Annotated in this window: 28 protein-coding genes; 13 read left to right on the forward strand and 15 right to left on the reverse strand. The window is 37.6% G+C overall.

Annotated features, from left to right (window positions below; all coding sequences use genetic code 11):
* Positions 1-13 precede the first annotated feature (13 nt).
* Positions 14-979: a tRNA dihydrouridine synthase DusB gene (gene dusB, locus RI845_RS17285; RefSeq protein WP_348387414.1), complete on the reverse strand. Its 966-nt coding sequence runs from the start codon at positions 977-979 to the stop codon at positions 14-16.
* 200 nt (positions 980-1,179) lie between these two features.
* A complete protein-coding gene (gene prmA, locus RI845_RS17290; protein ID WP_348387415.1) occupies positions 1,180-2,064 on the reverse strand; it encodes a 50S ribosomal protein L11 methyltransferase in 885 nt (294 codons plus the stop codon).
* 147 nt (positions 2,065-2,211) lie between these two features.
* Between prmA and RI845_RS17295 the strand changes: the two genes are divergently transcribed.
* Positions 2,212-3,141 (forward strand): siroheme synthase, encoded by a 930-nt coding sequence (locus tag RI845_RS17295; protein WP_348387416.1) that lies wholly within the window; start codon positions 2,212-2,214, stop codon positions 3,139-3,141.
* A gap of 43 nt (positions 3,142-3,184) precedes the next feature.
* On the opposite strand, the gene ggt is transcribed toward RI845_RS17295, so the two are convergent.
* Positions 3,185-4,855 (reverse strand): gamma-glutamyltransferase, encoded by a 1,671-nt coding sequence (gene ggt, locus RI845_RS17300; protein ID WP_348387417.1) that lies wholly within the window; start codon positions 4,853-4,855, stop codon positions 3,185-3,187.
* A gap of 20 nt (positions 4,856-4,875) precedes the next feature.
* Positions 4,876-5,262, reverse strand: a complete 387-nt coding sequence (locus tag RI845_RS17305; RefSeq protein WP_348387418.1) for an MAPEG family protein — start codon at positions 5,260-5,262, stop codon at positions 4,876-4,878.
* Between the two features lie 210 nt (positions 5,263-5,472).
* On the opposite strand from RI845_RS17305, the gene RI845_RS17310 reads away from it, so the two are divergent.
* The 3 genes from RI845_RS17310 to RI845_RS17320 all read left to right on the forward strand — a co-directional run bounded on the left by RI845_RS17310 (position 5,473) and on the right by RI845_RS17320 (position 7,496).
* Positions 5,473-6,093, forward strand: a complete 621-nt coding sequence (locus RI845_RS17310; protein ID WP_348387419.1) for a helix-turn-helix transcriptional regulator — start codon at positions 5,473-5,475, stop codon at positions 6,091-6,093.
* A gap of 54 nt (positions 6,094-6,147) precedes the next feature.
* Positions 6,148-6,594, forward strand: a complete 447-nt coding sequence (locus tag RI845_RS17315; RefSeq protein WP_348387420.1) for a hypothetical protein — start codon at positions 6,148-6,150, stop codon at positions 6,592-6,594.
* Between the two features lie 182 nt (positions 6,595-6,776).
* Entirely contained in the window at positions 6,777-7,496 is a 720-nt protein-coding gene (locus RI845_RS17320) for a hypothetical protein (protein WP_348387421.1), read from the forward strand.
* A gap of 8 nt (positions 7,497-7,504) precedes the next feature.
* On the opposite strand, the gene RI845_RS17325 is transcribed toward RI845_RS17320, so the two are convergent.
* Genes RI845_RS17325 through RI845_RS17335 form a run of 3 tightly spaced genes read right to left on the reverse strand, consistent with a single transcriptional unit; the run spans position 7,505 to position 8,752 of the window.
* Positions 7,505-7,900: an MmcQ/YjbR family DNA-binding protein gene (locus tag RI845_RS17325; protein ID WP_348387422.1), complete on the reverse strand. Its 396-nt coding sequence runs from the start codon at positions 7,898-7,900 to the stop codon at positions 7,505-7,507.
* Between the two features lie 18 nt (positions 7,901-7,918).
* Positions 7,919-8,317: a hypothetical protein gene (locus tag RI845_RS17330; RefSeq protein WP_348387423.1), complete on the reverse strand. Its 399-nt coding sequence runs from the start codon at positions 8,315-8,317 to the stop codon at positions 7,919-7,921.
* Between the two features lie 36 nt (positions 8,318-8,353).
* Complete coding sequence (locus tag RI845_RS17335) at positions 8,354-8,752, reverse strand: hypothetical protein (RefSeq protein ID WP_348387424.1); 399 nt, start codon at positions 8,750-8,752, stop codon at positions 8,354-8,356.
* 349 nt (positions 8,753-9,101) lie between these two features.
* Between RI845_RS17335 and RI845_RS17340 the strand changes: the two genes are divergently transcribed.
* Complete coding sequence (locus RI845_RS17340) at positions 9,102-10,355, forward strand: S1C family serine protease (RefSeq protein WP_348387425.1); 1,254 nt, start codon at positions 9,102-9,104, stop codon at positions 10,353-10,355.
* Complete coding sequence (locus RI845_RS17345) at positions 10,346-11,308, forward strand: FHA domain-containing protein (RefSeq protein ID WP_348387426.1); 963 nt, start codon at positions 10,346-10,348, stop codon at positions 11,306-11,308. Before RI845_RS17340 ends, RI845_RS17345 begins: the two co-directional genes overlap by 10 nt.
* Before the next feature lie 112 nt (positions 11,309-11,420).
* Here RI845_RS17345 and pyrE read toward each other — a convergent pair whose 3' ends face one another.
* On the reverse strand, positions 11,421-12,062 hold the full coding sequence (gene pyrE, locus RI845_RS17350) for an orotate phosphoribosyltransferase (RefSeq protein WP_348387427.1): 642 nt from the start codon (positions 12,060-12,062) through the stop codon (positions 11,421-11,423).
* Positions 12,063-12,084: 22 nt separating this feature from the next.
* Positions 12,085-12,798: a ribonuclease PH gene (gene rph, locus RI845_RS17355; protein ID WP_348387428.1), complete on the reverse strand. Its 714-nt coding sequence runs from the start codon at positions 12,796-12,798 to the stop codon at positions 12,085-12,087.
* A 191-nt stretch (positions 12,799-12,989) separates the two neighbouring features.
* On the opposite strand from rph, the gene RI845_RS17360 reads away from it, so the two are divergent.
* The 3 genes from RI845_RS17360 to RI845_RS17370 are packed head-to-tail and all read left to right on the forward strand — an operon-like array spanning position 12,990 to position 15,926.
* Positions 12,990-13,547 (forward strand): thioredoxin family protein, encoded by a 558-nt coding sequence (locus RI845_RS17360; protein WP_348387429.1) that lies wholly within the window; start codon positions 12,990-12,992, stop codon positions 13,545-13,547.
* 19 nt (positions 13,548-13,566) lie between these two features.
* A complete protein-coding gene (locus tag RI845_RS17365) occupies positions 13,567-14,229 on the forward strand; it encodes a gluconate 2-dehydrogenase subunit 3 family protein (protein ID WP_348387430.1) in 663 nt (220 codons plus the stop codon).
* A complete protein-coding gene (locus tag RI845_RS17370) occupies positions 14,229-15,926 on the forward strand; it encodes a GMC family oxidoreductase (RefSeq protein WP_348387431.1) in 1,698 nt (565 codons plus the stop codon). The genes RI845_RS17365 and RI845_RS17370 overlap by 1 nt, the downstream gene beginning before the upstream one ends.
* Before the next feature lie 66 nt (positions 15,927-15,992).
* Here the strand turns inward: RI845_RS17370 and RI845_RS17375 are convergent, their stop codons facing one another.
* On the reverse strand, positions 15,993-16,532 hold the full coding sequence (locus RI845_RS17375; protein WP_348387432.1) for a hypothetical protein: 540 nt from the start codon (positions 16,530-16,532) through the stop codon (positions 15,993-15,995).
* A 297-nt stretch (positions 16,533-16,829) separates the two neighbouring features.
* Between RI845_RS17375 and RI845_RS17380 the strand changes: the two genes are divergently transcribed.
* Together RI845_RS17380 and RI845_RS17385 are read left to right on the forward strand one after the other, a co-directional pair.
* Positions 16,830-17,693, forward strand: coding sequence for a YicC/YloC family endoribonuclease (locus tag RI845_RS17380; RefSeq protein WP_348387433.1), 864 nt, complete (start codon positions 16,830-16,832; stop codon positions 17,691-17,693).
* A gap of 198 nt (positions 17,694-17,891) precedes the next feature.
* Positions 17,892-18,557: a YceH family protein gene (locus RI845_RS17385; RefSeq protein WP_348387434.1), complete on the forward strand. Its 666-nt coding sequence runs from the start codon at positions 17,892-17,894 to the stop codon at positions 18,555-18,557.
* A 360-nt stretch (positions 18,558-18,917) separates the two neighbouring features.
* Here RI845_RS17385 and RI845_RS17390 read toward each other — a convergent pair whose 3' ends face one another.
* The gene (locus tag RI845_RS17390; protein ID WP_348387435.1) at positions 18,918-20,183 is read right to left on the reverse strand and encodes a malic enzyme-like NAD(P)-binding protein; all 1,266 of its coding nucleotides are present in this window, start codon (positions 20,181-20,183) and stop codon (positions 18,918-18,920) included.
* A 185-nt stretch (positions 20,184-20,368) separates the two neighbouring features.
* Positions 20,369-21,208: an outer membrane protein OmpK gene (locus tag RI845_RS17395; protein WP_348387436.1), complete on the reverse strand. Its 840-nt coding sequence runs from the start codon at positions 21,206-21,208 to the stop codon at positions 20,369-20,371.
* Between the two features lie 292 nt (positions 21,209-21,500).
* Here RI845_RS17395 and RI845_RS17400 point away from each other — a divergent pair, with 292 nt between their 5' ends.
* Both RI845_RS17400 and hpt read left to right on the forward strand, forming a co-directional pair.
* Positions 21,501-22,622, forward strand: a complete 1,122-nt coding sequence (locus tag RI845_RS17400; protein WP_348387437.1) for a pyridoxal-phosphate-dependent aminotransferase family protein — start codon at positions 21,501-21,503, stop codon at positions 22,620-22,622.
* Between the two features lie 52 nt (positions 22,623-22,674).
* Complete coding sequence (gene hpt, locus RI845_RS17405; RefSeq protein WP_348387438.1) at positions 22,675-23,214, forward strand: hypoxanthine phosphoribosyltransferase; 540 nt, start codon at positions 22,675-22,677, stop codon at positions 23,212-23,214.
* A 267-nt stretch (positions 23,215-23,481) separates the two neighbouring features.
* Here hpt and RI845_RS17410 read toward each other — a convergent pair whose 3' ends face one another.
* The 3 genes from RI845_RS17410 to RI845_RS17420 form a co-directional block, all read right to left on the reverse strand.
* Complete coding sequence (locus RI845_RS17410; protein ID WP_348387439.1) at positions 23,482-24,270, reverse strand: hypothetical protein; 789 nt, start codon at positions 24,268-24,270, stop codon at positions 23,482-23,484.
* 93 nt (positions 24,271-24,363) lie between these two features.
* Positions 24,364-25,086: an SIMPL domain-containing protein gene (locus RI845_RS17415; RefSeq protein ID WP_348387440.1), complete on the reverse strand. Its 723-nt coding sequence runs from the start codon at positions 25,084-25,086 to the stop codon at positions 24,364-24,366.
* A 179-nt stretch (positions 25,087-25,265) separates the two neighbouring features.
* Entirely contained in the window at positions 25,266-26,702 is a 1,437-nt protein-coding gene (locus RI845_RS17420) for an NCS2 family permease (protein WP_348387441.1), read from the reverse strand.
* Positions 26,703-26,955 lie beyond the last annotated feature (253 nt).

Genomic DNA, 26,955 nt, shown 5'->3' on the forward strand with positions numbered 1-26,955 from the left:
GTTCAGACTCTTTCTAAGTTAAATTATCAAAAAATATATTTAACGATTCAAGTTGCTCTAAAGGCTGCTCGAGACCATTAAATATGGAACGAAATTGTTTTCCTTGGTCAAGCGTTTGCATGTACCAAGATACGTGTTTACGAGCAATCCTTACGCCCATAAATTCACCATAAAATTTGTGCAGTTCTTGCACATGAGCCATTAATATAGCTCTGATCTCAGCCACGGCGGGAGGTGCTAAATGCTCACCAGTATTTAAAAAGTGATTAATCTCTCTAAATATCCATGGTCGACCCTGTGCTGCTCGGCCAATCATTATTGCATCGGCATTGGTATAATCTAATACCTGCTTTGCTTTTTCTGGGCTATTTACATCACCGTTAGCAATAACGGGAATATTCACAGCGCTTTTAATTGCCTTTATTGTGTCGTACTCAGCGTTACCTTTATAAAAGTCACATCGAGTACGGCCATGCACAGCTAACGCCTGAATTCCATTTGCCTCGGCGATTTTTGCTATTTCGACACCGTTTCGGGTATTTTCACACCAGCCAGTTCGAATTTTCAGTGTTACGGGTATTTCTACGGCTGCAACAACTGACTTTACTATTTGCTCTACTTGCTCTGGCGCTTTTAATAGTGCTGAGCCCGCAAGCTTTTTATTTACTTTTTTTGCAGGGCAGCCCATATTGATATCAATAATTTGAGCGCCGTGTTCTGCATTTACCTTAGCCGCAAAAGCCATTTCGTCGGGATCAGATCCAGCGATCTGTACCGAACGAATACCAGCTTCATCACTATGCTCAAGCCTTAACTTCGATTTACCTGAATTCCAAACCTTAGGGTTAGAAGACATCATCTCAGACACAGCCATACCCGCACCTAATTGACAACATAGCTGCCTGAAGGGTTGGTCTGTAATTCCTGCCATTGGAGCAAGGATCACATTATTGTTTAACTGATAAGAACCTATATTCACGTGATGCTTTTTTGAGCTACTGCTTAAAAGGGCGCTAAGTTTACGTGTTTTTTCTGATAAAGAAAAGCATATAAATTGAACAATTGTGTATTTTTTCGTAGTTTTTTATATTGACTTTTTTTTGAATCACATATGACAGAAAAAAAGGCGTTAAATAAGAATTATTTAACGCCTTTAAGATAAGTTTTTAGAAAGATTAGCTATTTATTATTAACGCCTGATAAGCGTACCCAATCTTCTTGTACTTTTATTGGGTCCATAGTACACCACTGGCCATAAATTCCTTGCAATTCATTGCCCTGTTCTTCAAGTATCCCAGATAAAGCAACCAGACCATCTTTTGCGACATAACCCATAATAACGGGAGCTAATTCACGAAGTGGCCCAGCTAAAATATTCGCCACTACAACATCAGCTTTTAATGTCGGCTGATCTTTCGGTAAAAACAACTCTAAACGGTCTTCAACACCATTGCGCTGTGCATTAGCTAAACTGGCTTGTAATGCTTGTGGGTCTATATCAATACCGATAACCTTTTTAGCGCCAAGTTTTAATGCAGCTAAAGATAATATGCCTGAGCCGCAACCAAAATCGACTACGACTTTATCGGTTAAATCTAATGAATCCAACCAAGTTAAGCATAATGCTGTTGTTGGGTGAGTACCGGTACCAAACGCTAATCCGGGATCTAACATCACGTTCACTGCATCTGGCTCTGGCACATCACGCCAGCTTGGGCAAATCCACAAGCGCTGGCCAAATTTCATTGGATGAAAATTATCCATCCATTCTCTTTCCCAATCTTTGTCTTCTAATTGCTCCAGCTTGTATTGCATGTCTTCTTTATCAGGATGAATACTTTTTAAATACGCAATTGCTCTATCCATGTCATGACTGGCATCAAACAGCCCCATAACAACGGTATTATTCCAATAAATTACTTCATCACCTGGTAATGGTTCATATATAGGTGTGTCTTGTGCATCTATAAATGTTACTGCTTGTGAGCCACAAGCCATTAACCAATCGCTGTACTTTTCAGCGGTTTCTTCATTTGCAGCTAAACGCAATTGTATCCAAGGCATTTTTAATCTCTAAAATAGTTAATTAGTTATAGTTTATCACTTATGAAGAATGTCGGTTATATGAAATTCAAATTACATCTGTGCAAATGATAAATTTAAGAAAAAATAATGATATGCTGAACAAAAATAAATTAAGGGCGACACACGTTGGATTACTTTCCTGTTTTCTTAGATGCTAAAAAACTCAATACCGTAGTGATAGGCGGAGGGAATGTTGCTGCAAGAAAAATAGAATTGTTATTAAAGACACCGGCGAGTATTACAATTGTTAGTCCGATAATAAAAGCGCCTGTAGCAAAACTGATCCAGCAGCATGATATTAAGTACATTGCTGAAACATATAACGAGCGTCATTTAAGCAATAAACAATTGGTTATTGCTGCAACCAACCTAAGAGATATCAATAAACAAATTGCAAAACATGCCACCGCAAAAGGAATGCTTTTGAATGTGGTTGATGACCCTGAGCTTTGTAATTATATAACTCCAGCAATAATCGATAGAAGTCCAATGATAGTTGCGCTTTCCAGTTCAGGCAGTGCGCCAATATTACTGCAAATGCTGAAACGTAAAATTGAAACAAACCTCCCTGCCAATTATGGGAAATTAGCTGAGTTTTGTGGCAAGTATCGATTGTTAGTTCAGCAGAAAATACAATCATTTGCGGAGCGTAAGAAATTTTGGCAACAAACCTTAGAGGGCGAAATCGCTCAGTTGATTATTAACAATGAAGATGAAAAAGCAGAGCAGCTTTTTCAAACGAGTTTTACCCAAGAGCAACCTAGCCAAGCGAGTAAACTCAGTATTATAGTTATCCACGATCAAAACCCAGATAATCTAACACTGAGAGCCTATCAACGATTACAAAGTGCCGATACAGTTATGTTAGCCGAAGATATTGCCAGCACTTTTTTCGATTTTGGTCGTCGCGATGCAGATAAACAGCAAGGCTATGATGCTAATTTAATTAAAGATCAATTAGCACAGAATAAAAACATAGCCTTGGTGGTAAATATTGAAATGGCCGAAATACAACAACAATGGCCAAACTCTTCACTGATTGTATGTGGTAAATGATTGTTAGCGGTTTTAAACGCTAGCGAGTTTACCAGATACAGGATTAGTGAATGACTATTGACTTACCTCTACCATTTTCTTCTGAGGCAGCGTCAAGAACGCCATCTTTTCTAGATATGAGCTGAACATCACCAAACTTACTTTGCTGAAAGTTGTAACCTAGTTTTTGCAAACTATCTAATGTGCGTTTATCTATGCCAGAGTAATGACGTATTTCATTTTCAGGCCAAAGCTGATGGTGAAATCTAGGTGTATTTACCGCTTGCTCAGCATTCATGTCAAACTCGACTACATTTAAAATAGACTGATAAACCGACGTGATGATAGTAGTACCGCCCGGAGAGCCAGTAACAAGTTTTACCTTATTATCTTTTAATAAAATGGTTGGCGTCATCGATGAAACCATACGTTTATTTGGCTGTATTTCATTAGCCTGCCCACCTATGGCACCATAAACATTAGCAACACCTGGCTTTACACTAAAATCATCCATTTCATCATTTAAGATAAAACCTGCACCTTCAACTATCACTCCACTACCAAAGGTATAATTAATTGTTGTGGTATTTGAAACCGCATTACCCCACTGATCAACAATAGAGAAATGGGTTGTATCTTCACTTTCTTTTAAGCCAGGCTCTATGCTTTCAGTAACAGATATTGCATTGGCTGAAATACCTTTAGCCCTACTTGTAATGTACCGTTCATTGATAAGCTGTGCTTGTGCAACGCTGACAAAGTCAGGGTCACCAATATATTCAGCTCTATCAGCAAATACTCGTTTACCAATTTCTGCCAATAAATGCATATATTGAGCTGAATTATGTTGTAACGTTGTAGTGTCAGGTTTAACCATGTCATACATTTTTAACCACTGTAAAATAGCAATACCGCCAGAGCTTGGTGGTGGTGCCGTGATAACTTGATACTCTCGCCATTGTTGTTGAATTGGAGTGCGCCAAATGGCTTTATACTCAGCTAAATCTGACATGCCAATTATGCCGCCATGTTCCTGCATAAATTTTGAGATTATTGTTGCTGTGTCGCCTTTGTAAAATCCATCTCGACCGCTTTTTGAAATACGCTTTAACGTTACCGCAAGCTCTGGCTGTTTAAATACCACTCCAGTTTTTGCGCTGGCAAAGTACTTGCCAAAATTTACATTCACGCCTTCCTCATTAAAGCTGTTAATGCGCCACTGAATATTTTCTTCTAATTTTGGGTGAACAACAAAACCCTGTTCAGCAAGGCTTATTGCTGGAGCGACGAGTTCTTGCCAAGGTTTAGAACCATATTTTTTATGGGCTTGCCACATACCATCAACCGTACCCGGTACAGCAGATGACAAAATTCCGTACAATGACTGATTTTCTATAACATTGCCGTGTTCATCAAGGTACATATCTCTGTGCGCTTTTTGCGGTGCTACTTCACGATAGTCTAAAAAATCTGCCTGACCATCTTTATACACAGTCATAAAACCGCCGCCACCAACGTTACCAGCTTCTGGTAACGTTACAGCTAATACAAATTGAGCAGCAATTGCCGCATCCACAGCATTACCACCACTTTTTAAAATATCAATAGCAATATCTGCACTGTAACTGTCAGGCATAGCGACTGCAGCTTGAGTATTTGGTTCAGCAATTGCATTAGCAATAACTAAATTGAATGCTATAACGATGCTGCATAGAGTGTTTAACGTAATTTTCATGGGTATTTTTCTCATTTTATTTAAGCAAACAGATCGATGATTAACATGCTCAAACTGCCAAGTACCAAGGCAACATTACTAAATATACTTAACACCATACCTAAGGCTCGTTTCTCAGGGTTTTTAACATAAAGATGAGAATATATTTGTCGACCAAGCAAAAATGCTACACCAGGTATAACAACCCACTTATCACTTACATGCATAGAAAAAATAATTATCGCGGGTATAAAAACAACGAGTTGTTCCATAGTGTTTTGCTGTACACGATAAATGCGTTCCCAAGTTTCATTACCAACAACTTTAGGTGCTGACACGCCGTATTTATCTCTGGTAAAGCCAGTGCGCATGGTAAAAAAAGTGAATTGTAGAAGGGCAAATAAAATAATTAAAATAGTGAGTTCCATGTGTGCTCCACAAGTTTTATTGTAATGTTGGTAATTAACGTAGGGTTAACACTACCCTATTTTTGAATTATATGAAATTATATAAATCGACTGCATCTCATCTGCTAAAATCTGTATTCATCAGTAATACCTTTTAGCAATTATATAGTTAAACTTTTTACATCAACTTTAACTAAATAATTGCCTCTTCTAATTAAAAGTGTCACATTAATGTCGTCAAATGATCGCGTTGGTTGCGTTGATTTATCGTCACGAATATTGCTTCTCTCGGGTAATCTAAACATAGATTTCATTGAGGGAGATAGAGAAATGAAAATGCAAGTAAACGGTGAAAAAATAAAGCACTTAAGAGAACAACGTTGTTGGTCTCAACTTCAACTGGCTGAAATGTCAGGTATAAGCACACGAACATTGCAACGATTAGAGGCGAAGTCAACGGCGTCTCAAGAAACGATAAAGAGTATCGCCGCCGTGTTTGAGCTCAATTGTGACTTATTGCTTCCCGAGGATACAATAAAGCCATTAGATAAAGAGGCTGACTTGGAGCACGTTATTGATGCCAAGTTAGCAATTGATGAAGAAATTACACTTGATGAAGTCACTGATAAAAAACATGCTCGACATAAATTTTATTTTAGTTTGATCTGTTTAATTACTGCGATTTCTTTTGGTTTTTGGGGTGTATTTAGCGCCCTCGATGCCCAAAAAATTAGTTTTGAATCTTTTCAGCTATTAAAAAATGGCCTATCCATTGTTTTACTTGTCAGTATAGCCTTTACGATATTTAGAGCATATCGCAAAGGCATCATTAGCAGGCCCAACATACTTTAAACAACTTAAATCCATAGCAATTTTATTAATTAAGACACATCTTAAGGGATCATTATGTCTACAGTTTATCAAACAACGAAATACACTCTAGTCGCTTTTATCTGTTATATCATCAGTACGGTCATACTTTCAGGAGTTATGATGTCAATTTGGATATCAGATCAAAACATAACAGGGTTAAGCCCTCAACAAATTGAAGCATTAGCCAACCAATCGATTCCTATTCAGTTCATGAGTGCTGTTATAGGGTTTGTTGCAACATTAATCATTAGTTATGTTTTGTGTAAAAAAACGCTAAAAGATGGCCTGACAACAATTAAGGCTTTTGCTGTAGCCTTAACATTTTTTTCAATGTTGGGCATTTTTCTGCATCCTGAGCACCATGTGATTTATCAAGTCGCTAAACTCTTTTCTCCAGCAATCATTTGTCTGCTTGGCTTGAAGTTAGCTGCAAGGCATTCAGCAGGAAATTTGCTAGTTATTGAAGAACACAGCAACTAGGCATTAGATACCAGAAGGCGCCACTGATGCTGTGGTGCTCTTGAATTTAAAAGATAAAAAATTGAATTATATTAGCTTCATCGTGTATTCCTTAGCACTACATATATTTAACTTCATGTTGTATGTAATTTATACAATTACGTTATACTAAATTTGAATCAAAAATTTATGGAAACTCTTTGATGCTAACATCTAATGTAATCAAACACTTAAAGCAACAGAATTGGGGCGCTGCAATCATCGACTTTATCGTTGTTGTGTCAGGAATTTTTGTCGCAATTCAAGTTAATAGTTGGAATGATGGACTGGTAAACAAACAAAAAGAAAAGGTTATTCTTGAGCAACTCTATAGTGACTTTTCAAACAATGTTGAAAGTATCAGTTCAATGGCCACATTTCATCAAAACAAAGCCAAAGAGCTTGATTATGTGATAGATATGGTAGCAACAGATAACATAGACCCCACCTCTGACCGTGCTAGAAACGCACTAATGAGCATGTTTCAAATGCCCCCAATTACCGCATCAATGGGCACATATAAATCACTGATTGCCACTGGAGATATAGGGCTTATTCAAGATCAACAATTAAAAACCCAGTTAATTGATCTTGAATCACACTTAGAGTCTGAAAAGAGTATGTTGGCTTACTTTCGTCAAATGAACGATTTAGAAATGAATTACGTGAGGGGCTTAGTATCAGTACAACCAAACCATGATAATAGCGGAACATTTATAAATGTTGATTTTGAACGATTTAATACAGATAAAAACTTATTAACTGTTGTCGCAAATCAAGAACGAAGCCACCTTATATTTTCAAGAATTCGTGGTGGAGTTGCACAAAAATTTGATAAAGTGAAATCTTACATCGGTAAGCAACTTAATAAAGTTGAAGATTGAATTTGTGGTTAAAGATGAAGTTGTATTGAGGCTTGATCTTTCTTGGTCATTTTACTGACCACCAAATTGTAGGAGTTATCGATCATTCGTTCAATTTCTCCTTGCGGAATAGAGCCATCCAGAATGACTGAATTCCATTGCGATTTGTTCATATGATAACCAGGAATTACCGAAGGGAAAATGTCACGCAAAATCAAAGCTTCATGGGGGTCGCATTTAAGGTTCATCCAAAAGTAGGTTTTGGCTTCATCAGATGTTTTGGCACTTTTTGCCGTTTGACCTAAGGCGATTGTGGCAAACATTTTATTTTTAACCCGAAATACTTTCACGTCTTCGCCAAAGGGATAATCAAGGGAGGTGAACGGTTTACTTAGTAGATAAATTTGAGCTTGCTCATCCGTCATAATAACTAGACTATAAATTTATCTTTTTATCATCGAATCGGCCAATACAGCTTCTAACCATTCAAGCGCTTGTTCTCGACCCATTTTAAAGCCAGAAAACTCTTTTAACAGCCAATGGTCTTGCAACCTAAGCTTTTTATAGTTTTGACTTTGTAAATAGCTGTTTTTGTCATAGGTTACTACAGCAACAGCGATTAAATTTTCAAGCGAAGCGATATGCAAATTTGCTTCGTAGGTATAAGAAAATTTATGAATTTTATTATTCAGAATTGCAAACTTTTCTGGAAACTGCTCAAGCAAGAATGCGTCATATTCTTCACACATTTCCAGTGTAAAAATAACCCCTTCATCAACTAATACTTCAGCAATGTTGTTGTTGATAATATTAATTTTGCCAAAACTTAGATCAAATATCATTGCTGAGTTGCCTTAACAGAAACGTACATATTCATGTTAAGCATTCTCTTTAGCTTTGATTAACTCAAGTTCTAGCCATCTGATTGCCTTAATACGACCCATTTCAAAACCAGAAAATTTTCTGAAATTTAAATTTTCAGGCCCTCTATCCTTTAGGAATTTTTCAACAACTTGCTCTGATTCGTTACCAAAGCTTACAGTTGCTGTAGCGGCTAAATCACGGCTTCTAGCAGCAAGTAAAGTAACCTCAGGACTCATTGAATAGGTATTTATGCTATTAACTAAAACAGCATAAGGCTTACTAAAATGTTTAGTGATGAATTCATTATATTCTTCAAACATTTCAACGGTAATTATAGTGCTGTTATCAATTATTAATTCTGCAATATGGGCAGATACTTGATTGATGTAGCCAAAACTTAATGTGTATTTCATGGTGTCTCCGGGAAACTATGATGATTAAAATACACGCATATTATCAATTGTACAAATATACAATAACTCTAATAATAAAATTCAAAGCTGTTTCGTAGCAATAAAGCTTAGTCCATTAAAATGTTACAAAGATCGGTTTTATGAATTTTTAGCGCAAAAGGTGTTTCTTATGTAATTAAAAGTAGATGATGATCTATAGAAAATCTAATCAAAAATTCAATTTTTTTAAATTAAATTTAAAAAATTGATCTATGTCAATCTTACCAAATTAAAATATTACTATTTAACAAAGCTTTAACCATTTACCTTAAAGTGGCACAATGAATAAAAAATATTTTTAGGATAATAAATGAAACGTTTTGTTGTACTGGCATTCAGTTTTTATAGCGTTTTCGTTAGCGCTAAGGAACAAGCCCAGCAAATTTTTCAAGATATGGCGCCTTCCCTTTACCAAATTAGGCTAATTGATAAAGCGACTTCAGAAAAGTCTTCTATTGGCTCTGGTTTTCAAATTAGTGAAAACGGTTACATTGCTACCAATTACCATGTTATTTCGGGCTATGCTCAATACCCTGAAAAATATGTTATTGAATATGAGGATCACCTAGGTAATAAAGGTCATTTGGCTTTACAAACTGTGGATGTAATTAATGATTTAGCAATCGTTCTTTTAGATGAAAACCCACAAACAACGCATTTTTCCATATCAGAACAAACCCCTCATAAAGGTGAAGAGTTATATTCTTTGGGTAACCCGCATGATCTTGGCATGATTGTGGTACCTGGTACATACAACGGTTTAAAGAAAGAAGCATTTAACGATCGTATTCACTTTACCGGCTCAGTAAACCCGGGGATGAGTGGTGGACCTGTAGTGAACAAATTTGGCCAGGTTGTTGGAGTTAATGTTGCTTCGTCAGGCAATCAAATTGGCTTTTTAATTCCACACGACAAACTAGCTACACTCATTAATAACTTTGATGTGCAAGTAGAGCAAAGTATTGATGAACAAATTACCGAGCAATTAAAAGCTAACCAAGCACGTTTGTTAAATGAAGTAATGGCAAATGAGTGGCAAACGAAAACATTTGCCAATGCGCTAATCCCTAATACTGGGGTTAATTATATAAGGTGCTGGGGTAATTCTAATGCGGATAAGCCCGATGCACTGCTTTTTAAAGCCGTAACAAATTGTCAAATGGAAGAGTACGTATATATTTCAGAGTCTTTTACTACCGGCAGTATCAACATGGAATTTCATTTTTTTAATGCCGAAGAATTAAGTAGCACTCGTTTTTATCAAATTTACCAAACTCAAATTAATAGAGCTGCTGGTGGTAATCGCGCCGGCAAAGAAGATGTGACAGAGTATGAGTGTCAACATGACATCACTACCGATAGTGAAGAGAGTATTCGTAATAAAGCCATCTTATGTATTCGTGCCTACAAAAAGTATCAAGGCTTATACGATGTAATGTATTTATCAGCATCGGTCGACAAAGATACCAAGGCACTAGTAAGCCATTTTACCTTATCAGGTGTGGATAAAAACTTTGCGCAAGTATTCAATAAGAAGTTTATGGAGTCAGTAAAATGGAACTAATTATTGAAGAAATTAGCCGCGGCAAAAAACTTATTGGTCGCCATAAATTTGCAACCTCTACAGTTAATGTTGGCCGAGCTTATAATAACGATATTATTTTATCTGACCCTCATATTTGTCCAGAGCACCTTGCTTTAAAGTGTGAAGATGGCATTTGGTACATTAAAGATCTTGAATCACTTAACGGCAGTGTTTTTGCTAACAAACAACCATTAACGCAATGGCAGGCTTTAGTATCTGGCGATATTATTCGTTTGGGTAAAACCCAACTTAGATTTTATTTGCCAAACCACCCGGTAAGCAAAAGTGTTGAATTCAGTGAGTTGGAAAACGCCGTTGAATACTTTGGTCGCTGGTCAATGATAATTGCCATGGTTGCCTTGTTTGGGCTGATTAATTTTGCCATGTTATATTTAAACGATCCAAATAAAGAAATTGTATACAGCCAATTATTTATTGGCGTAATTTCAGTAACTATAGGTTATGCACTTTGGCCGTTACTATGCTCTTTAATGGCATTTTTAAACAAACATGAGCCAAGAGTTGGAAGTCAGCTTGGGGTAAGTTTTGTTATTATAAACATGTTCTGGATCCTTGATTTTATTGACGCATTATTAGGCTTTAATATTTCGAGCCAATGGTCTTGGCATTGGTTACTTGCCGCCGCTTCAATAGGCTTAACCTTTAGTTTATTTTGGTTTAATTTCTATATTGCCTTCCAACAATCACCGAAACGACGTTTTCGTATTGCCGCTGGCTTAACAATCATTATTTATGGTGGTTTATACATGAATGAGCTGAGCGATAAACCAGAGTTTAATCCTTACCCTGTGTATAACAGCACGGTACTAACACCAATATTCTCTGTTGCGCCAGCAAGTTCAAGTGATGAATTTATCAAACAAAGTGATGATTTGTTTATTGAAGCTGACAAAAATATAGATAAAAAATAAGAGTAAAACAAAAGGGGTCAGTGATATTTAATAGTTTTTATTAAATATCACTGACCCCTTTCTTATGCATAAAACCACAAGATACTGAAACGAGTTCAGCAAGTGGAAATTTTTAAATACCGTATTTTTCTCTGTATGCGGTTACTGATTCAAGATGTTCTTTCATCTCTGGCTTGTCAGCTAAGTAAGTAATTACATCACCTAAACTCACTATCGCAATTACAGCAGTATTAAAGTCGCGCTCTACTTCTTGAATAGCAGATAACTCACCTTGGCCTTTTTCTTGGCGATCCAGAGCAATTAATACCCCAGAAAGCTCAGCGCCATGGGCTTTAATAATTTCCATTGATTCACGAATTGCCGTGCCTGCAGTGATCACGTCATCAACTAACATGATTTTGCCTTCTAAGGCTGAACCAACTAATGAACCACCTTCACCATGTGTTTTAGCTTCTTTACGATTAAAACAGTATGGTACATCTCTATTATGATGATCTGCTAAAGCAACGGCAGTAGTCGTAGCAATAGGAATACCTTTGTATGCCGGGCCAAATAGTAAATCAAAATCGATACCAGACTCTGCTAAAGCAGCAGCATAAAAACGACCTAAACGAGCCAAGTCGCCACCCGTGTTAAATAAACCGGCATTAAAAAAGTATGGACTAACTCGACCAGACTTTAAGGTGAATTCACCAAAACGTAATACTTGTTTTGCTAGGGCAAATTCAATAAATTCGCGTTGATAATCTTTCATCTATCTATCCTGTAAATCTAAATTAACTTAGCGCTGCTTTTTGCGCATCAAATAATTCACTGATGCTCGCTTTCGCTAATTGCATCATCTCTTGCATTTCTTCAAAGCTAAATGGCTCTTCTTCGGCAGTACCTTGAATTTCAATTAACTTGCCAGTGTCGGTCATAACCACATTCATGTCTGTTTCAGCAGCTGAATCTTCAGGGTAATCTAAATCTGAAACCGGTGTACCTTTGTAAATACCAACAGATACAGCAGCAATCATGTGTTTAAGTGGGTTAGTTTTTAACGCACCTTTAGCACGTAAATGATCTAACGCATCAACTAACGCAACACATGCGCCAGTGATAGAAGCTGTACGAGTACCGCCATCGGCTTGGATAACATCACAATCAACAGTTATGGTGTTTTCACCAAGTGCTGATAAATCTACTGCTGCACGTAAAGCGCGAGCAATAAGGCGAGAAATTTCTAATGTACGACCACTTTGTTTGCCACTTGCCGCTTCTCTGCGCATACGAGTGTGAGTAGAGCGAGGTAACATACCGTATTCTGCAGTTATCCAACCTTTACCTTGGCCTTTTAAAAAGCGAGGAACACCTTCTTCTGCAGTAGCGGTACAAATTACTTTAGTATCACCAAACTCAATTAATACTGAACCTTCAGCATGAGCGGTAAATTGACGGGTAATGGTTACTGGGCGAATTTGACCAGCAGTTCTGCCACTTGGACGCATAGAAATTCCTAATATTTAATTTATAAACTGCCGCGCATTATAAAGACTTCTCGCTAATTTTTATAGTACTAGTGCTGATAATTCATGCACAATTACTATCAAAATCAATGTTGTTGAAATATAGTTAATACTTATAAGGTCTTTTATACCAAGTCCATTAAATAAGTTTCCTAAGTTTAGACAATTTTTTTATGAATAAAACCATACAACAATCAATCATCATTTTTCTTACCTCGATAATCTTTATCAGTTTTGTCTCAAATGCAGCAGATGGTGAATTACCGCTATATAGTAAAGTATATGATGAGCAACGAGATCCATTTAAAGACGCCATGGCGGCAATTACGTTAGCAGAACAAACTGATCGCAATGTATTAATAGAAATTGGTGGCGACTGGTGTACCTGGTGTCATAAAATTGATGACTTCCTTGCGGCTAACCCTGATATTTATGAAGCATTGCATGCAAATTTTGTACTACTTAAAGTGAGTGTGAGCGACGCCAATGAAAATTTAAAATTTATGAGCGGCTTACCACCGGTTTTAGGCTACCCGCATATGTATGTATCTACTGGCAAAGGTAAGGTGATATTGTCAAAAGACACTGCCGAATTTTTAGTTATGGAAGATTATTCACGACAAAAGTGGTTAGAGTTTATTGATACGTGGAAAGCAGCCAATAATAATCAAAACATTGCCACTCAAAACGCAATCAATTCTGCTGCAAAAGCAAGTGCTGACCAAGGCTGATCATTTAAGGACAATTAAGATGATAACTATAAACTCATTTTTTGATAAACATTATCAAACTCCTCCTTGTTTAAAGCAGCGTTTATCTCGGAGACACTTTTTAAAGTCTGCGGCTATGACAACCGCTTTAACCGCCCTTCCGGTGTCTACATTTGCCAAAATTAATATTGCTGACTTATCTCAAGATCCTTGGCTAACATTAAACGCGGTGTTAGAACATTTGTTACCCAGTTCTGATACTGGTCCGGGAGCTGTCGAACTGCAAGCAATTCATTATTTATATAACGTAGTAACTCAGCAACCGATAGACCAAGATGAAAAAGACTTTATTAAAAAAGGTGTCGGTTGGCTAAATGGTTACACCAATGGCCAATTACAAAAATCGTTTGTTAATTTAACCCAGGCAGAAAAAGAATCTTCCCTAAAAGCTATAAGCAACTCTCGTGCGGGTGAAAATTGGATAAGCACACTATTAAGTTATTTATTTGAGGCCATGCTTGCGCCGCCGGCATATGGTGGTAATCCAAACGGCATTGGTTGGCAATGGCTTAAACATAAACCGGGCTTTCCTTTACCTGAACAAGGCAAGCGTTATTACGAAATACCCGCTTATGCAACTATAGAAGTCACCAATATCGATGACAGGAATGTGTCTGAAAAATCTAAAGGAAAAGCGCTTTAATGAAAGATATTAACTATGATGTTTGCATTGTTGGTAGTGGTGCTGGCGCTTCTCCTGTAGCGTATACCTTAGCTAAAGCCGGAGCTAAAGTTTTAGTATTAGAAAAAGGGCCTTGGCTTACTGAAGAAGACTTTTATAAAGATGAGATGGCTTGTTGTCGCCGTACAACATACTCTCCTAAACTTACCGATGAACAGCACGTTATCGAAGAAGAATATGAAGATAATGAAGGCAATAGTTATTGGCAAGGTGAAGCAACAAGCGAATCTGGTTGGGATTTTTGGAATGGCAGCTTAGTTGGCGGCTCATCTAATTTTATGAGTGGTTATTTTCATCGATTAAAACCAATGGATTTTCGCCTAAAAACTGAATTTGGCCAAATTGAAGGTGCTAATGTGGCAGATTGGCCCATAAGTTATGAAGATTTAGAGCCATATTATGACAAAGTTGATAATGAGGTGGGAGTGTCGGGCAAGGTTGTCCCTCATCCGTACCTTGAACCACATAAAACTGACTACCCTTTTCCACCAACGGCTGAACACCCAATTTCAGCTTGGATAGACAATGCCGCAAAAGACATAGGGTTTCACTCCTTTCCAGTGCCAAGAGCCGTTTTATCACAACCGGCTATGGGTAGACAAAGCTGTGAATATTCTGGTTATTGTTCAAGTTACGGTTGCTCATCGGGGGCAAAAGGCAGTGGCAGAGCAGCATTGTTGAACCACGCCGTTGCAACAGGTAATTGTACAATTCAACCGCATGCAAAAGTGTTTAACATTGAAACAAATGAACAAGGTGATGTAAGTGGTATTTGGTATTACGACAAAGCCAATAACAAACACAAAGTTTCGGCAAAAATTTATGTCATCGCTTGTCAGGCAATTGAAACCTCAAGATTATTACTTAGCTCTACAGGTTCAAAACACCCAAATGGTTTAGCCAATAACACCGGCCAAGTTGGCAAAAATGTTGTGTTTTCAGCGGGCGGAAATGGCCAGGGCGATTTCTTATTTGACGAAATATCAGATGAAAAAGAGCAACAGCTGCGAGTTGTTGGACCCTTTATCAATCGCGCTTTACAAGACTGGTATAAAATTGACGATAAAGACTTTGGCAAGCCGGCAAAAGGCGGCACCATAGACTTTCTCTTTCACCAAAATGCAATATCAAAAGCAAGTTCAGAAAAATGGGATAATAATGATAACTTAGTTTGGGGTGAACAACTGAAAACTAACTTACAAACCGCATTTAATTTTGGCAAAACGCTGCGTTTTGAGGTGTTTAACGACTGGTTGCCAACTGATGACTGCTTTATCACTCTCGATGAAGATAACACTGACAAATGGGGCGATCCGGTTGCCAAGGTAAGAATTGGGGCGCATCAACACGATTTAAAAGTTGGCGAATACTTAACCGCAAAAGCAGAAGTGTTACTTGAAGCTATGGGCGCAAAAAATATCAGCTCGTCGGTAAGCTCATATCCACCAGCCAACCTGCAAGCAGGCGGTTGTCGTTTTGGTAACGATCCGAAAACCTCTGTGTTAGATAAAAACTGTAAAGCCCATGACGTAGATAACCTTTATGTTACCGATGGTTCATTTATGCCAACAGGCGGCAGTGTGCCGTATACCTATACCATTTACGCCAATTCATTTAGGGTCGCCGATAAAATAGCGGAACGCTTAAAATTAGGATAAAAAACCAATGATGCGTTTACTTAACATCATTGGCTCAAAAATTTATTACTTTTTTACCGTAACATATTATTCGTCAGTCAATGTGATAACAAATAAGCAGTCAAAATAAATACCTCCATCATGCATTGAAACCATACCTGATAAACGCACAGTCCCAGTACTATCGGCAAAACGTCCAGTACCATCGATGATTGCATTTTCAGCGCCTGCTGCGCCAGTGATGTGTGTAATGCTAATACCACTTGCGGTCATTATTTCGTGGTTTGCTTCTTGAACTGTGGTGCTACCTCTAGTAACTATCATGCCTTCATGCAAGTAAAAAAACGTAGTACCAATTAACTCTAGTCCGCCATTACTACCGGGGACAATATCAGACAAGCAATCAGTAGCAGTGCCTATCATTTTACCATTTTTGGCATTAATAAGATTAACATCAAAACATGTAGCAGGCTCCTCAAAACCATCAACGTCCATTTCATATGGTGCTGCATCACCTACTAGATTTAATACTAAAATATGACCAGCATTATTACCCTTTTCACTTGCGTTTGATGAAAGGGATAAACAGATAAATACAATTAACAATAAAACAGAGTTAACTCTCATAGTAACATCCTTAGTGTTTAACTTAACGTCGAAAAAATTTATGCATATATTGAACCTTTGCCATACTCTATTAATTTAATTAGAGTTTATTTTTTATTAAAAATTAGCAAAGTATAAACTGTAAAAAACACTGACACTAAAACCGTAATAACATGTTTTTCCTATTCGAATTTCTAAATCTAAGTAACTAACATTGCCCGATTATCATCTGTGGTGCATAATTCTAAGTCCAATTGACACCTAATAACTAATAACTGTGTCGATTGCCTTAAAAATTTAACAATGAAGGTAATATTTATGATCCATAGTATGACTGCTTTTGCTCGCATTGAGGTGAAAGGTGACTGGGGTAATGCGGTTTGGGAAATTCGCTCGGTTAACCAACGTTTTCTTGAAACATATTTTCGTATGCCTGAACAATTTCGTGGTTTAGAAGCGGTATTACGTGAGCGTTTTCGTAAAAAATTAAATCGAGGCAAGGTAGAGTGTAATTTACGTTTTAACGCTAATCCAGCGGCTAAAAGTAATCTGTCTATCAACCAAAAACTTGCCGAACAACTTATCGAAAGTGCAAAGTGGATTAATGATAAAGCCGGAAATAATCAGTTAAATCCGTTGGACATAATGAAATGGCCAGGAGTAATGGAGGCTGAAGAAGCTGACATGGACAAAGTTTCAGCCGAACTATTAGCCGGTTTTGATCAAGCGCTAAAAGATTTCATTGCCGCTCGCGCAAGCGAAGGTACAAACATGGCCGAACTTATAAAAGCCCGTTTAGATGGTATTACCGAGCAAGCAACTAACGTGAAAGCACATATGCCTGAAATTATTCAATGGCAACGTGATCGTATTATTGAAAAGTTCAATGATGCCGGTGTTGATCCAGAATCTACACGTCTTGAACAAGAGCTGGTAATGCTGGCGCAAAAAATGGACGTTGATGAAGAAATTGACCGTTTATTTAGCCACGTTAAAGAAACCAATAAAATCCTCAAAAAAGGTGGCCCACAAGGTCGTCGTTTAGATTTCATGATGCAAGAATTCAATCGTGAAGCAAACACCTTAGGATCTAAATCAATTAATACTGACATCACTGCTGCGGCAGTTGAATTAAAAGTGTTAATTGAGCAAATGCGTGAGCAAATTCAGAATATTGAATAGCCATAATTTTACGTATTAGCAATAAATAAAGCCATGCATATCGCATGGTTTTTTTTATTAAAGTGTTTGCTAGCGAAATAAGTTTATACTTTTATAGCGATGCTTATACTAACGGTGATTTTCAACTAAACTGCATGGTATTATTAGCGTTAGCTTACTATAACCTCCAGTACTCTTGCTAAAAGGATACCTTCTATAATGATCTCATTATCAGCTCAACAATGTCGTGTTATTGGTGTAATGTTAGAAAAAGAAATCACCACCCCCGAACAATACCCGTTGTCATTAAACGCGCTTACCAATGGCTGTAATCAAAAAAGTAACCGCGAACCGGTAATGTCACTTTCTGAAAGTGACGTGCAAAATGAAGTTGATCAATTAATTCAAATGAACCTATTGATGATCGATCAGATGGCTTCAGGCAGGGTGAATAAATACAGCCACCGCTTTTGTAATACTCAATTTGGCGACTTGCAATTTACCCCTCAACAAAAAGCTATTGTATGTGTGATGCTACTTAGGGGGCCGCAAACGCCTGGTGAGTTGAGAACTCGAACTAACCGGTTAGCAGATTTTAATGATGTTAGTGAAGTAGACGCAACAATTCAGCAATTGCAAAACCTTAACGGCATGGAAATTGTTAAAAAACTTGCGCGTGAACCTGGCAAGCGGGAATCACGATATATTCAATTATTCTCAGACTATGAAGAAAGCGAAACTGCAGAAAGTAATATAGATCACTCACCAGCACAGTTAGCTACTGAAAGTTCGAGTGAACTTATTGCTCGCATTGATGTTTTGGAAGAACACGTTGCATCATTAACCAAAGAAGTAGCGCGGTTAGCCGAATTACTTGAACGTTAGAAGTAATAAATTCTCTAATAATTAGTAACGCTGTTCTTCAACAATTTCATCTGAACCGCGTAATCTTATGATCGTTAAAAAAGCGGTGCTGTAAGTGAAAAATATATAAATAGATATGAAAAAATAGACTGCAGGGGCATTTTGATACTCTGGATTGTAAGAAAAAGTAAGTAATCCAACTAGAGCAAATAAAGCACTAACAAACGGGGAATTTAATAAATATTTCATCCAACACATACTCGGTTATCCATACTAAGTAATTTAAGCATAGCTGAACTATCTGATTAATAAAGCAGCGTATTTTACTTTTTTTGCTGTTAAATATTTTAATAAAAAGCCCTGGTTCACAGGGCTGTATTTTTAAGCAAACTCAACGGTTTCATTGGCGTAGTTGTAGTGCTTTGGCATTGGCAGTGCAGCAACACCTGAGTCTACTGCTGCTTGAGCGACAGCTTTAGCCACGTTATTACACAATCTCGGATCCATAGGGCGTGGAATAATGTAGTCCTTACCAAAACTTAATGATGTTTCACCAGTGGCTTTTAGCACGCTTTCTGGCACTGGCTCTTTTGCCAGAGCACGAATCGCATGTACCGCAGCCAATTTCATTTCATTATTTATTTTTCGAGCTCTAACATCCAATGCCCCTCTAAATATAAATGGGAAACACAATACGTTATTTACTTGGTTCGGATAATCAGAGCGACCAGTTGCCATAATTAAATCATCTCGAGTTGCGCGGGCAAGCTCTGGTTTAATTTCTGGGTCTGGGTTTGAACAGGCAAATACAATAGGCTTATCAGCCATTTTTAATAATTGCTGTTTAGAAAGTAAATTAGGGCCTGACACCCCAACAAATACATCGGCTTCTGTTATAGCGTCATCCAAAGTGCGTTTATCGGTATTGTTGGCAAATAACGTTTTGTACTCGTTCAGATCGGTACGGCGAGTGTGAACAACGCCCTTGGTATCGAGCATATAAATTTTTTCACGTTGAGCGCCACACTGAATAAGCAGTTCCATACAGGCAATTGCCGCAGCTCCTGCTCCTAAACAAACAATGACTGCATGCTCAATATCTTTGTCTTGAATATCTAATGCATTCAGCATTGCAGCAGCAGTAACTATTGCGGTGCCATGTTGATCATCGTGAAACACTGGAATTTTACAACGTTCCTGTAAGGCTTTTTCAATGATAAAACAATCTGGAGCTTTAATATCCTCAAGGTTTATTCCGCCGAATGTATCAGCAATACTTGCGACAGTATTAATAAATTCTTCAGGAGTTTTGTGGGTAACTTCTATATCGAATGAATCGATATTGGCAAAACGCTTAAACAATAATGCCTTGCCTTCCATCACAGGTTTAGATGCCATAGGCCCTAAATTACCTAACCCTAACACTGCGCTACCGTTAGATATTACTGCTACAGTGTTGCCTTTTCCGGTGTACTTATAAACATTTTCTATATTGTCGGCTATCTCTCGACAAGGCTCAGCAACACCAGGGCTATAAGCGAGTGATAAATCACCGCTTGTTTCGGCAGGCTTGGTTATTTCAATTGCAATTTTTCCTGGTTTTGGCTGGGCGTGATAATCCAGCGCGCGTTGTTTTAAATCGCTCATAGGTGACCTTTAAATAGTTGTTAGTGTTTTACTTGGTAAGTAAAAATATTGCAGCTTGGAGGAGCTAGCGGGTGAAGCGAATTGGTTACTGCTTGTTAAGGTTTAACAAGCAGTATTTGGGATGGTGCATTTCTTTGCTATTAATGTTCTGCTTAATAAGCAAACATAGCGTAGATCCTAAATAATTAGAACCTCCACACAGCTAAGAATTGAGCAGCATTATCATCGGTATCTTTTTCACCCAACTTGTTTTGCCAGTATTGGTATTCAATACCTACAAATAATTGTCCGGCTTTATTACCTAACACTTCACCCAGATCTAAACGAATTTGTGGTTGAAACAAAATCCATGACTCAAGCTCAGTTGTGCCAAAGTTATTGGTTTGCTGACGTCCATCAATGTACTCTAAATGACCTTCAATGCTCCAACTTGTTGATCCTATTTTGAATGGGTAAGCCCATGCAAAGTCAACCATAAAGCTCGAATCTTCATCGACAACAGTAAACACTTGCGAGTTTTTACTACCACCGCCTTGGTGCATGTAACCTGTTACATCAATTTGAGCAAAAGCAAAACCAGGTAAATCTAATGAAAACCTTACCCCTGGTAATACCCACATACTGTCTACTTCAGGTGCAAAGTTAGTGCCGGCAACAATACCTATGTCTTTTACTGGACCAAAAGATAAATCATTACCGGTAATAGCGCCTAAGCTGAAGTTAGAATACCACTCACCATAAAACTCACTGCTATCTTCAACAGGGAAGTAGGCATTATTATTTACACTGTAACGACTGTGATCAACGAAGAAAAAGTTGTCTCCGTATTCCCATCCGCCTGCATGTTGGAAAGTAATAATTGTTGCATCGGCTGTTCCGCCAGTACCTACTTGCTCTAACTCACCAAAGGCTTGCAGCTGGACTTCGGTGCTGCTCCAGGTTTCAGCTGAAGCGCTAGTTGTTAATAGTGCTGTTGATGCAATAACTGTTGTAGCAACCGCATTGAGAATTTTACTGGTTTTCATAATTTACCCTTTCTGAATTCATGTTGATTATTAATTTATAATTATTAGCAATTGTTTAAGACTTAAAATTTGTTCAAAAACCAGTGTTAAGCTAAATTGAAATACTAACAATTGGTTAATTTTTAGTTAAATCTGAATTTAAAATTACAAATCCTGACACGAATGTCAACAAAGCATTTTCCACAATGTGAACCGTAATTTGTTCATATTTTCAAAACTTGACACTTGTGACAGGTTTTGTTATCAAATAATACACCAATCGTTATTTCATTAAATAAAGGCATAACCAAAAATGAATTTTCAATCATTCAATCCTCCTCGCAGGATCTTAATGGGCCCTGGCCCGTCAGACATTAGTCCAGAAGTTTTAGCTGCATTATCAAGACCAGTTGTAGGTCATTTAGATCCCCTATTTGTTAGTATGATGGATGAAGTAAAGGCACTACTTCAATATGCTTTTCAAACTAAAAATGAATTTACTATCGCCCTTTCAGCACCGGGCTCGGCAGGAATGGAAGCTTGTTTTGTTAACTTAGTAGAAGCCGGTGATAAAGTAATAGTTTGTCGCAATGGGGTGTTTGGTGATCGCATGATCCAGAACGTTATCCGCAGTGGCGGTGAAGCAATTATTGTTGATTCACCTTGGGGCCGAGCCGTTGAAGTAGACAAAGTTGAGCAAGCATTAATTGCCAACCCAGATGCTAAATGTTTAGCTTTTGTGCATGCTGAAACGTCAACCGGAGCAGTATCTGACGCTAAAGTCTTGTGTGCTTTAGCGCAACAACACGACTGTTTATCTATTGTTGATGCCGTTACATCCCTTGGTGGCATTGAGCTTAAGGTAGATGACTGGGGCATTGACGCTATTTATTCAGGCTCTCAAAAATGCTTATCTTGTGTACCCGGACTATCTCCGCTTTCGTTCAGTGAAAAAGCCGTAAATGTTATTAAAAACCGTAAGTCGACAGTACAAAGTTGGTTCTTAGATCAATCTCTTGTGATGAGCTATTGGTCAGGTGCAGGAAAGCGTAGCTACCACCATACAGCGCCTGTTAATTCACTATATGGTTTGCACGAGTCATTAGTACAGTTGCAAAACGAAGGCATTGAGAACCGCATAGCACGCCACAAAGAGCAGCATGAAATGCTTGCTAAAGGGCTAGCCAAGTTGGGTATTGAGTTTATTGTGCCTGAAGAAGAACGCTTGCCTCAATTAAATGCTATATACATTCCAGAAGGCGTTGATGATGCCAAAGTAAGAAACTATTTACTAAATAAATACAACCTAGAAATAGGTGCTGGCTTAGGCGATTTAGCCGGTAAAGCGTGGCGTATTGGTCTTATGGGCTATGCTGCAAGAAGTGAAAATGTTGCGTTATGTTTAGCTGCACTTGAAGATGCATTGAACCAATAAGCACACTTTATTTAAAACAGTTTTCACAATGTGGAATTAAAAAGAAGTTAATATGAAACATAAAATTGAGGAAATGATCTCAGAACAAGAGATCAAAGGCCGAGTAGCTCAATTAGGGCAACAAATAAGCAAGCACTATCAAGATAGTGAAAACTTAGTAATGGTTGGTTTATTACGTGGTTCATTTGTTTTTATGGCTGATTTAGCCAGGGCCATAAGTGTTAATCATAGCGTTGATTTTATGACCGCTTCCAGTTACGGCAATAACATGGAAAGCTCTCGTGATGTTCATATATTGAAAGATTTGGACGATAACATTGAAGGCAAAGATGTATTACTGGTTGAAGATATTATTGATACTGGCAATACCTTAAGTAAAGTTTTACAAATTTTGAATTTGAGAGAGCCAAACTCTATTCAAATTTGTACATTACTAGACAAGCCTACACGTAGAGAAAAACAGGTAGAAGTAAAATGGGTAGGTTTTGAAATACCCGATGAATTTGTTGTTGGTGTAGGTATCGATTACGCACAAAAGTATCGTCACCTTCCCTATATTGGCAAAGTAATCCCATTAGCATCGGGCACTTAACTCAATTTAGCAAAATATTAAATGCTCGCGCATAAATCAAAAGCCTAAGCTGAAATTACAGTTTAGGCTTTTTTATTTATGAACTACCTTACTAACTTGTATAAGAAGAGGTAGAGAAAATACTCCTTCATCCCCCACGAGATGAGGGATCTCCTAAAGCGTATTGTGGATAATAAACCTTCTTCCTGAACTTGTTTCAGGATCTTCTTTGATATTGTTATGACCGGCAGAAAAGTGCCAATCAGAGACGTTCAAGGGTGGTTATAATTACCACCTTTTCCAAGCCCCATCGGTTAACTGAAAAACAGTTCGATATACCTTTAAATTTTTCGTTGGATTTTCAAATCTACTTTCATTTGTAGCAGTCATAGCTACATCTTTTAGCCCACTATTAATGGTTTTCGGTGCAGCAAAAGACTCCAATATCAACGATGCTTCAGACTCTATTTCATCGATACTTTCTAACGGTGTTGCGGTAAAGTATTTCACCGTATAGACGTATTTACCTTCATTTTGAATAAGGGTTTTCGTTACACCTTCGATTGTGACTTCGTTTCCATTATTAAGCTTGAGGGTTCGATTCAGATTATTATCAGTATCCGAGGTTAAAGGGGAAGAAAAGTCTTTATAAATCCCATTTTTATCAAATATTTTATCTTTAAATCTAATGTGCTGGAGCTTGTACCCTTTTGATTGGGTTCCATTAAATGTAATCGCATAATGAAAATTAACAACGTTGCTCTGGCTTGTGGCATAGATAGTCATTTCTTCACTAGTGCCGTAAATTTCGTAGCCTATTACCTTAATATCACTATGAGAGTAGCTGTACGCTATTTGGTCTACTAAATACTGAAAATCATTATATGGGACAGAATCTTTAAAGGCTTGTGTTGATGAGTTATAAACTGTTTCTGCATCAGCCTTATAAATCATGCTGTCTAATATTTGCAGAGCATTTTTAGCAGCAGCACGTTCATCGTGAACGGTGGCATCAAAAGAGCAACCAGATACACTAATCAAAATGATTAAAATGAGATTTTTAAGAATATTTTCCATGTAATTATTACTTTATTTTTATTAGAAAAGTTGAGTATACCCAAGGGCGGGTTATCGCTCATTACAGCCAGCGGGGTTATTATCAATGTTGCGCTATTTAATTCTGAACACAACATTAACCCCTTGAGAAATTTTAATTTTTTCAGGTGCAAACATTGCAACTCTGCTGCCGGACACTGACATTTGTTCCATTGCTGCGTACCTTTGAGAATCGGTTCCAAATGTAGCAAAAAAGTTCCCAAAATTAGATACTTGCGAAATAGCATACACAGAATGAATCTGAGTATTTAAACTTTCAGCCAATTGGTTTGCTTTTAAATTAGCATTTTTACTAGCTTCATTCATTAGCTCAGCTTCGATTGATTTTCTATTTGATACGTCGAATATTGCGGTAACATTCGACACATTATTCAACGCAACCAATTCACCCATTAATTCAGAATACTTAGTTAAATCTTTTAACTTGATATTGATGCTCCTTGAGACCTCGTAACCTAAAACCTCCAATCGGTTATAATCTTCATCTCTTTTTCTTTTAGTACTTTTATTGATATCTGTTGCTTCTAGAGATTTTTCATCCAGTTTATATTTCTTTACTAGTTCGAAAATTTTTACTGATGTTTTATTTATGTTTTGTAAAGCATCATCAGATTCCTTATCAAATGCCATTAAGCTCAATTGCAATGTAGCTTTATCTGGTTTTACATCGCGCTCAGCTTCTCCCACTGAAACGACAAAAGGAAAGTCAGGTAAATTAGCACTGTATGCTGATAGAGATATGATTGAAAAAAATAAAATACAAGCAATTTTATACACTTTAAATCCTTTTAATAATAAAAATGTTAATGACTGTCACTCGCTCACTAGAGCCGTTCATTATCAATAAGTTACGTTATATTTATGAGTGTTGCAAATACCGTCTTACCCTACTGGTTTCACAACAAAAAAGCCCTTCCGAAGAAGGGCTTGTTAGAGTAGAGGTTTAAACGATTGTATTACGTTAAGAAAATAAACTTAGCAACGAATAGAGCAGTAAGAGCCCAAACACCAGCAGATATTTCTTTAGACTTACCAGCACCAACTTTTAGTACAGTGTAAGTAATAAAACCAAATGCAATACCATTAGCGATAGAGAACGTAAACGCCATCATAATCGTTGTACATACTGCTGGAGCATACTCGGTTAAATCTTCCCAATCTAAGCCTTTTAGAGAGCTCATCATCAACATTGCTACGTAGATAAGTGCACCATCAACGGCAAAGCCTGGTAACATTTGTGCAAGTGGTAAGAAGAACATACCCACAGCAAATAGCAAACCGATAGTTACAGCAGTTAAACCTGTACGACCACCAACTGAAACACCTGCCGCAGATTCAACGTACGAAGTAACCGGAGGACAACCAAAACCAGTACCTATTACAGAAGAGATTGAGTCAGCTTTTAACGATTTGCTTAAACCGTGAATTTTACCGTTTTTATCTTGTAATTTTGCGCGTTCAGCAACGCCCATTAACGTACCGGCAGTATCAAAAATGTTAACAAATAAGAAAGTAACAATTACCGGGATTAAAGCCACCTGAAAAGCGCCAGCAATATCGGCTTTCCACAATATTGGCTCTAGAGCAGAAAACTCAGGCACAGCTAGTAGACCGTTGTAACTAACAAACCCAGAAGCAGGTGCCCATGCTTTAGCTTCTTCTGCAATCACGAAGAAATCAGCAGGTAAAACCCAAGTCATAATAAAAGCAACTAGAGTCGTAACACCGATACCAATTAAAACAGCACCAAATACTTTGCGGTAACTAAGTACAGCAATAAGTAAGAAGCTTAAAAAACCAAGAGCAGGGGCTTCAGGACCAAATTTACCAAAACCAAAATGTGTAAGATCAGCAATAGCAACTACGTTATCAGGGTTTGGAACAACGATACCGGTAAAACGTAAACCAATAAAACCTAGGAAAAGACCAACACCTGCCGTCATAGCAAGCCTTAAACTCATGGGGATACTATCTAGCATCCATTCCCTAAGGCGAGTGACACTCATCAATACGAAGATTACACCCGAAAGGAAAACTGCACCTAGTGCAATTTGCCAACTGTATCCCATTGCGCCCACGACCGAGAAGGTAAAGAAGGCATTTAACCCCATACCTGGAGCAAGACCTACCGGCCAGTTTGCGTAAAGCCCCATCAAAATGGTTGCTATAGCAGCACCCAAACATGTGGCTAGGAATAAGCCATCAAAAGGCATACCCGTTTTTGACATTATAATAGGGTTTAAAAACATAATGTATGACATGGTCACGAACGTCGTAAGACCCGCCATGACTTCTGTTTTTACATTAGTATTATGTTCAGACAGCTTAAAAAGACGCTCTAACAGACCGACCTCTTTCGCTTGGTTTTCGTAATTTTCACTAACCTGTTCCATAACTACAGTTCTCTCGTTGATTGATATATAAGGTCGTTTGTTTTTTATAATTTTAAAGGGTGACCTGTTTTTTTTGCAGAATTACCATTAATTAACGGTAACCCCTCTGTGTTTGCTATTAAAAAGAAAGAGGCTGTGTTGGACCCTATTTCTGTGTAGCTAACTCAATAAAACACAAAAAAAACTCAAAGTTAATATTTATACCTCTTTTATGATTTCACATTATGAAAACAGTTCATAATTACGCTTGCAT

The sequence above is a fragment of the Thalassotalea nanhaiensis genome (assembly GCF_031583575.1).
In the GTDB taxonomy this organism is placed as follows: domain Bacteria; phylum Pseudomonadota; class Gammaproteobacteria; order Enterobacterales; family Alteromonadaceae; genus Thalassotalea_A; species Thalassotalea_A nanhaiensis.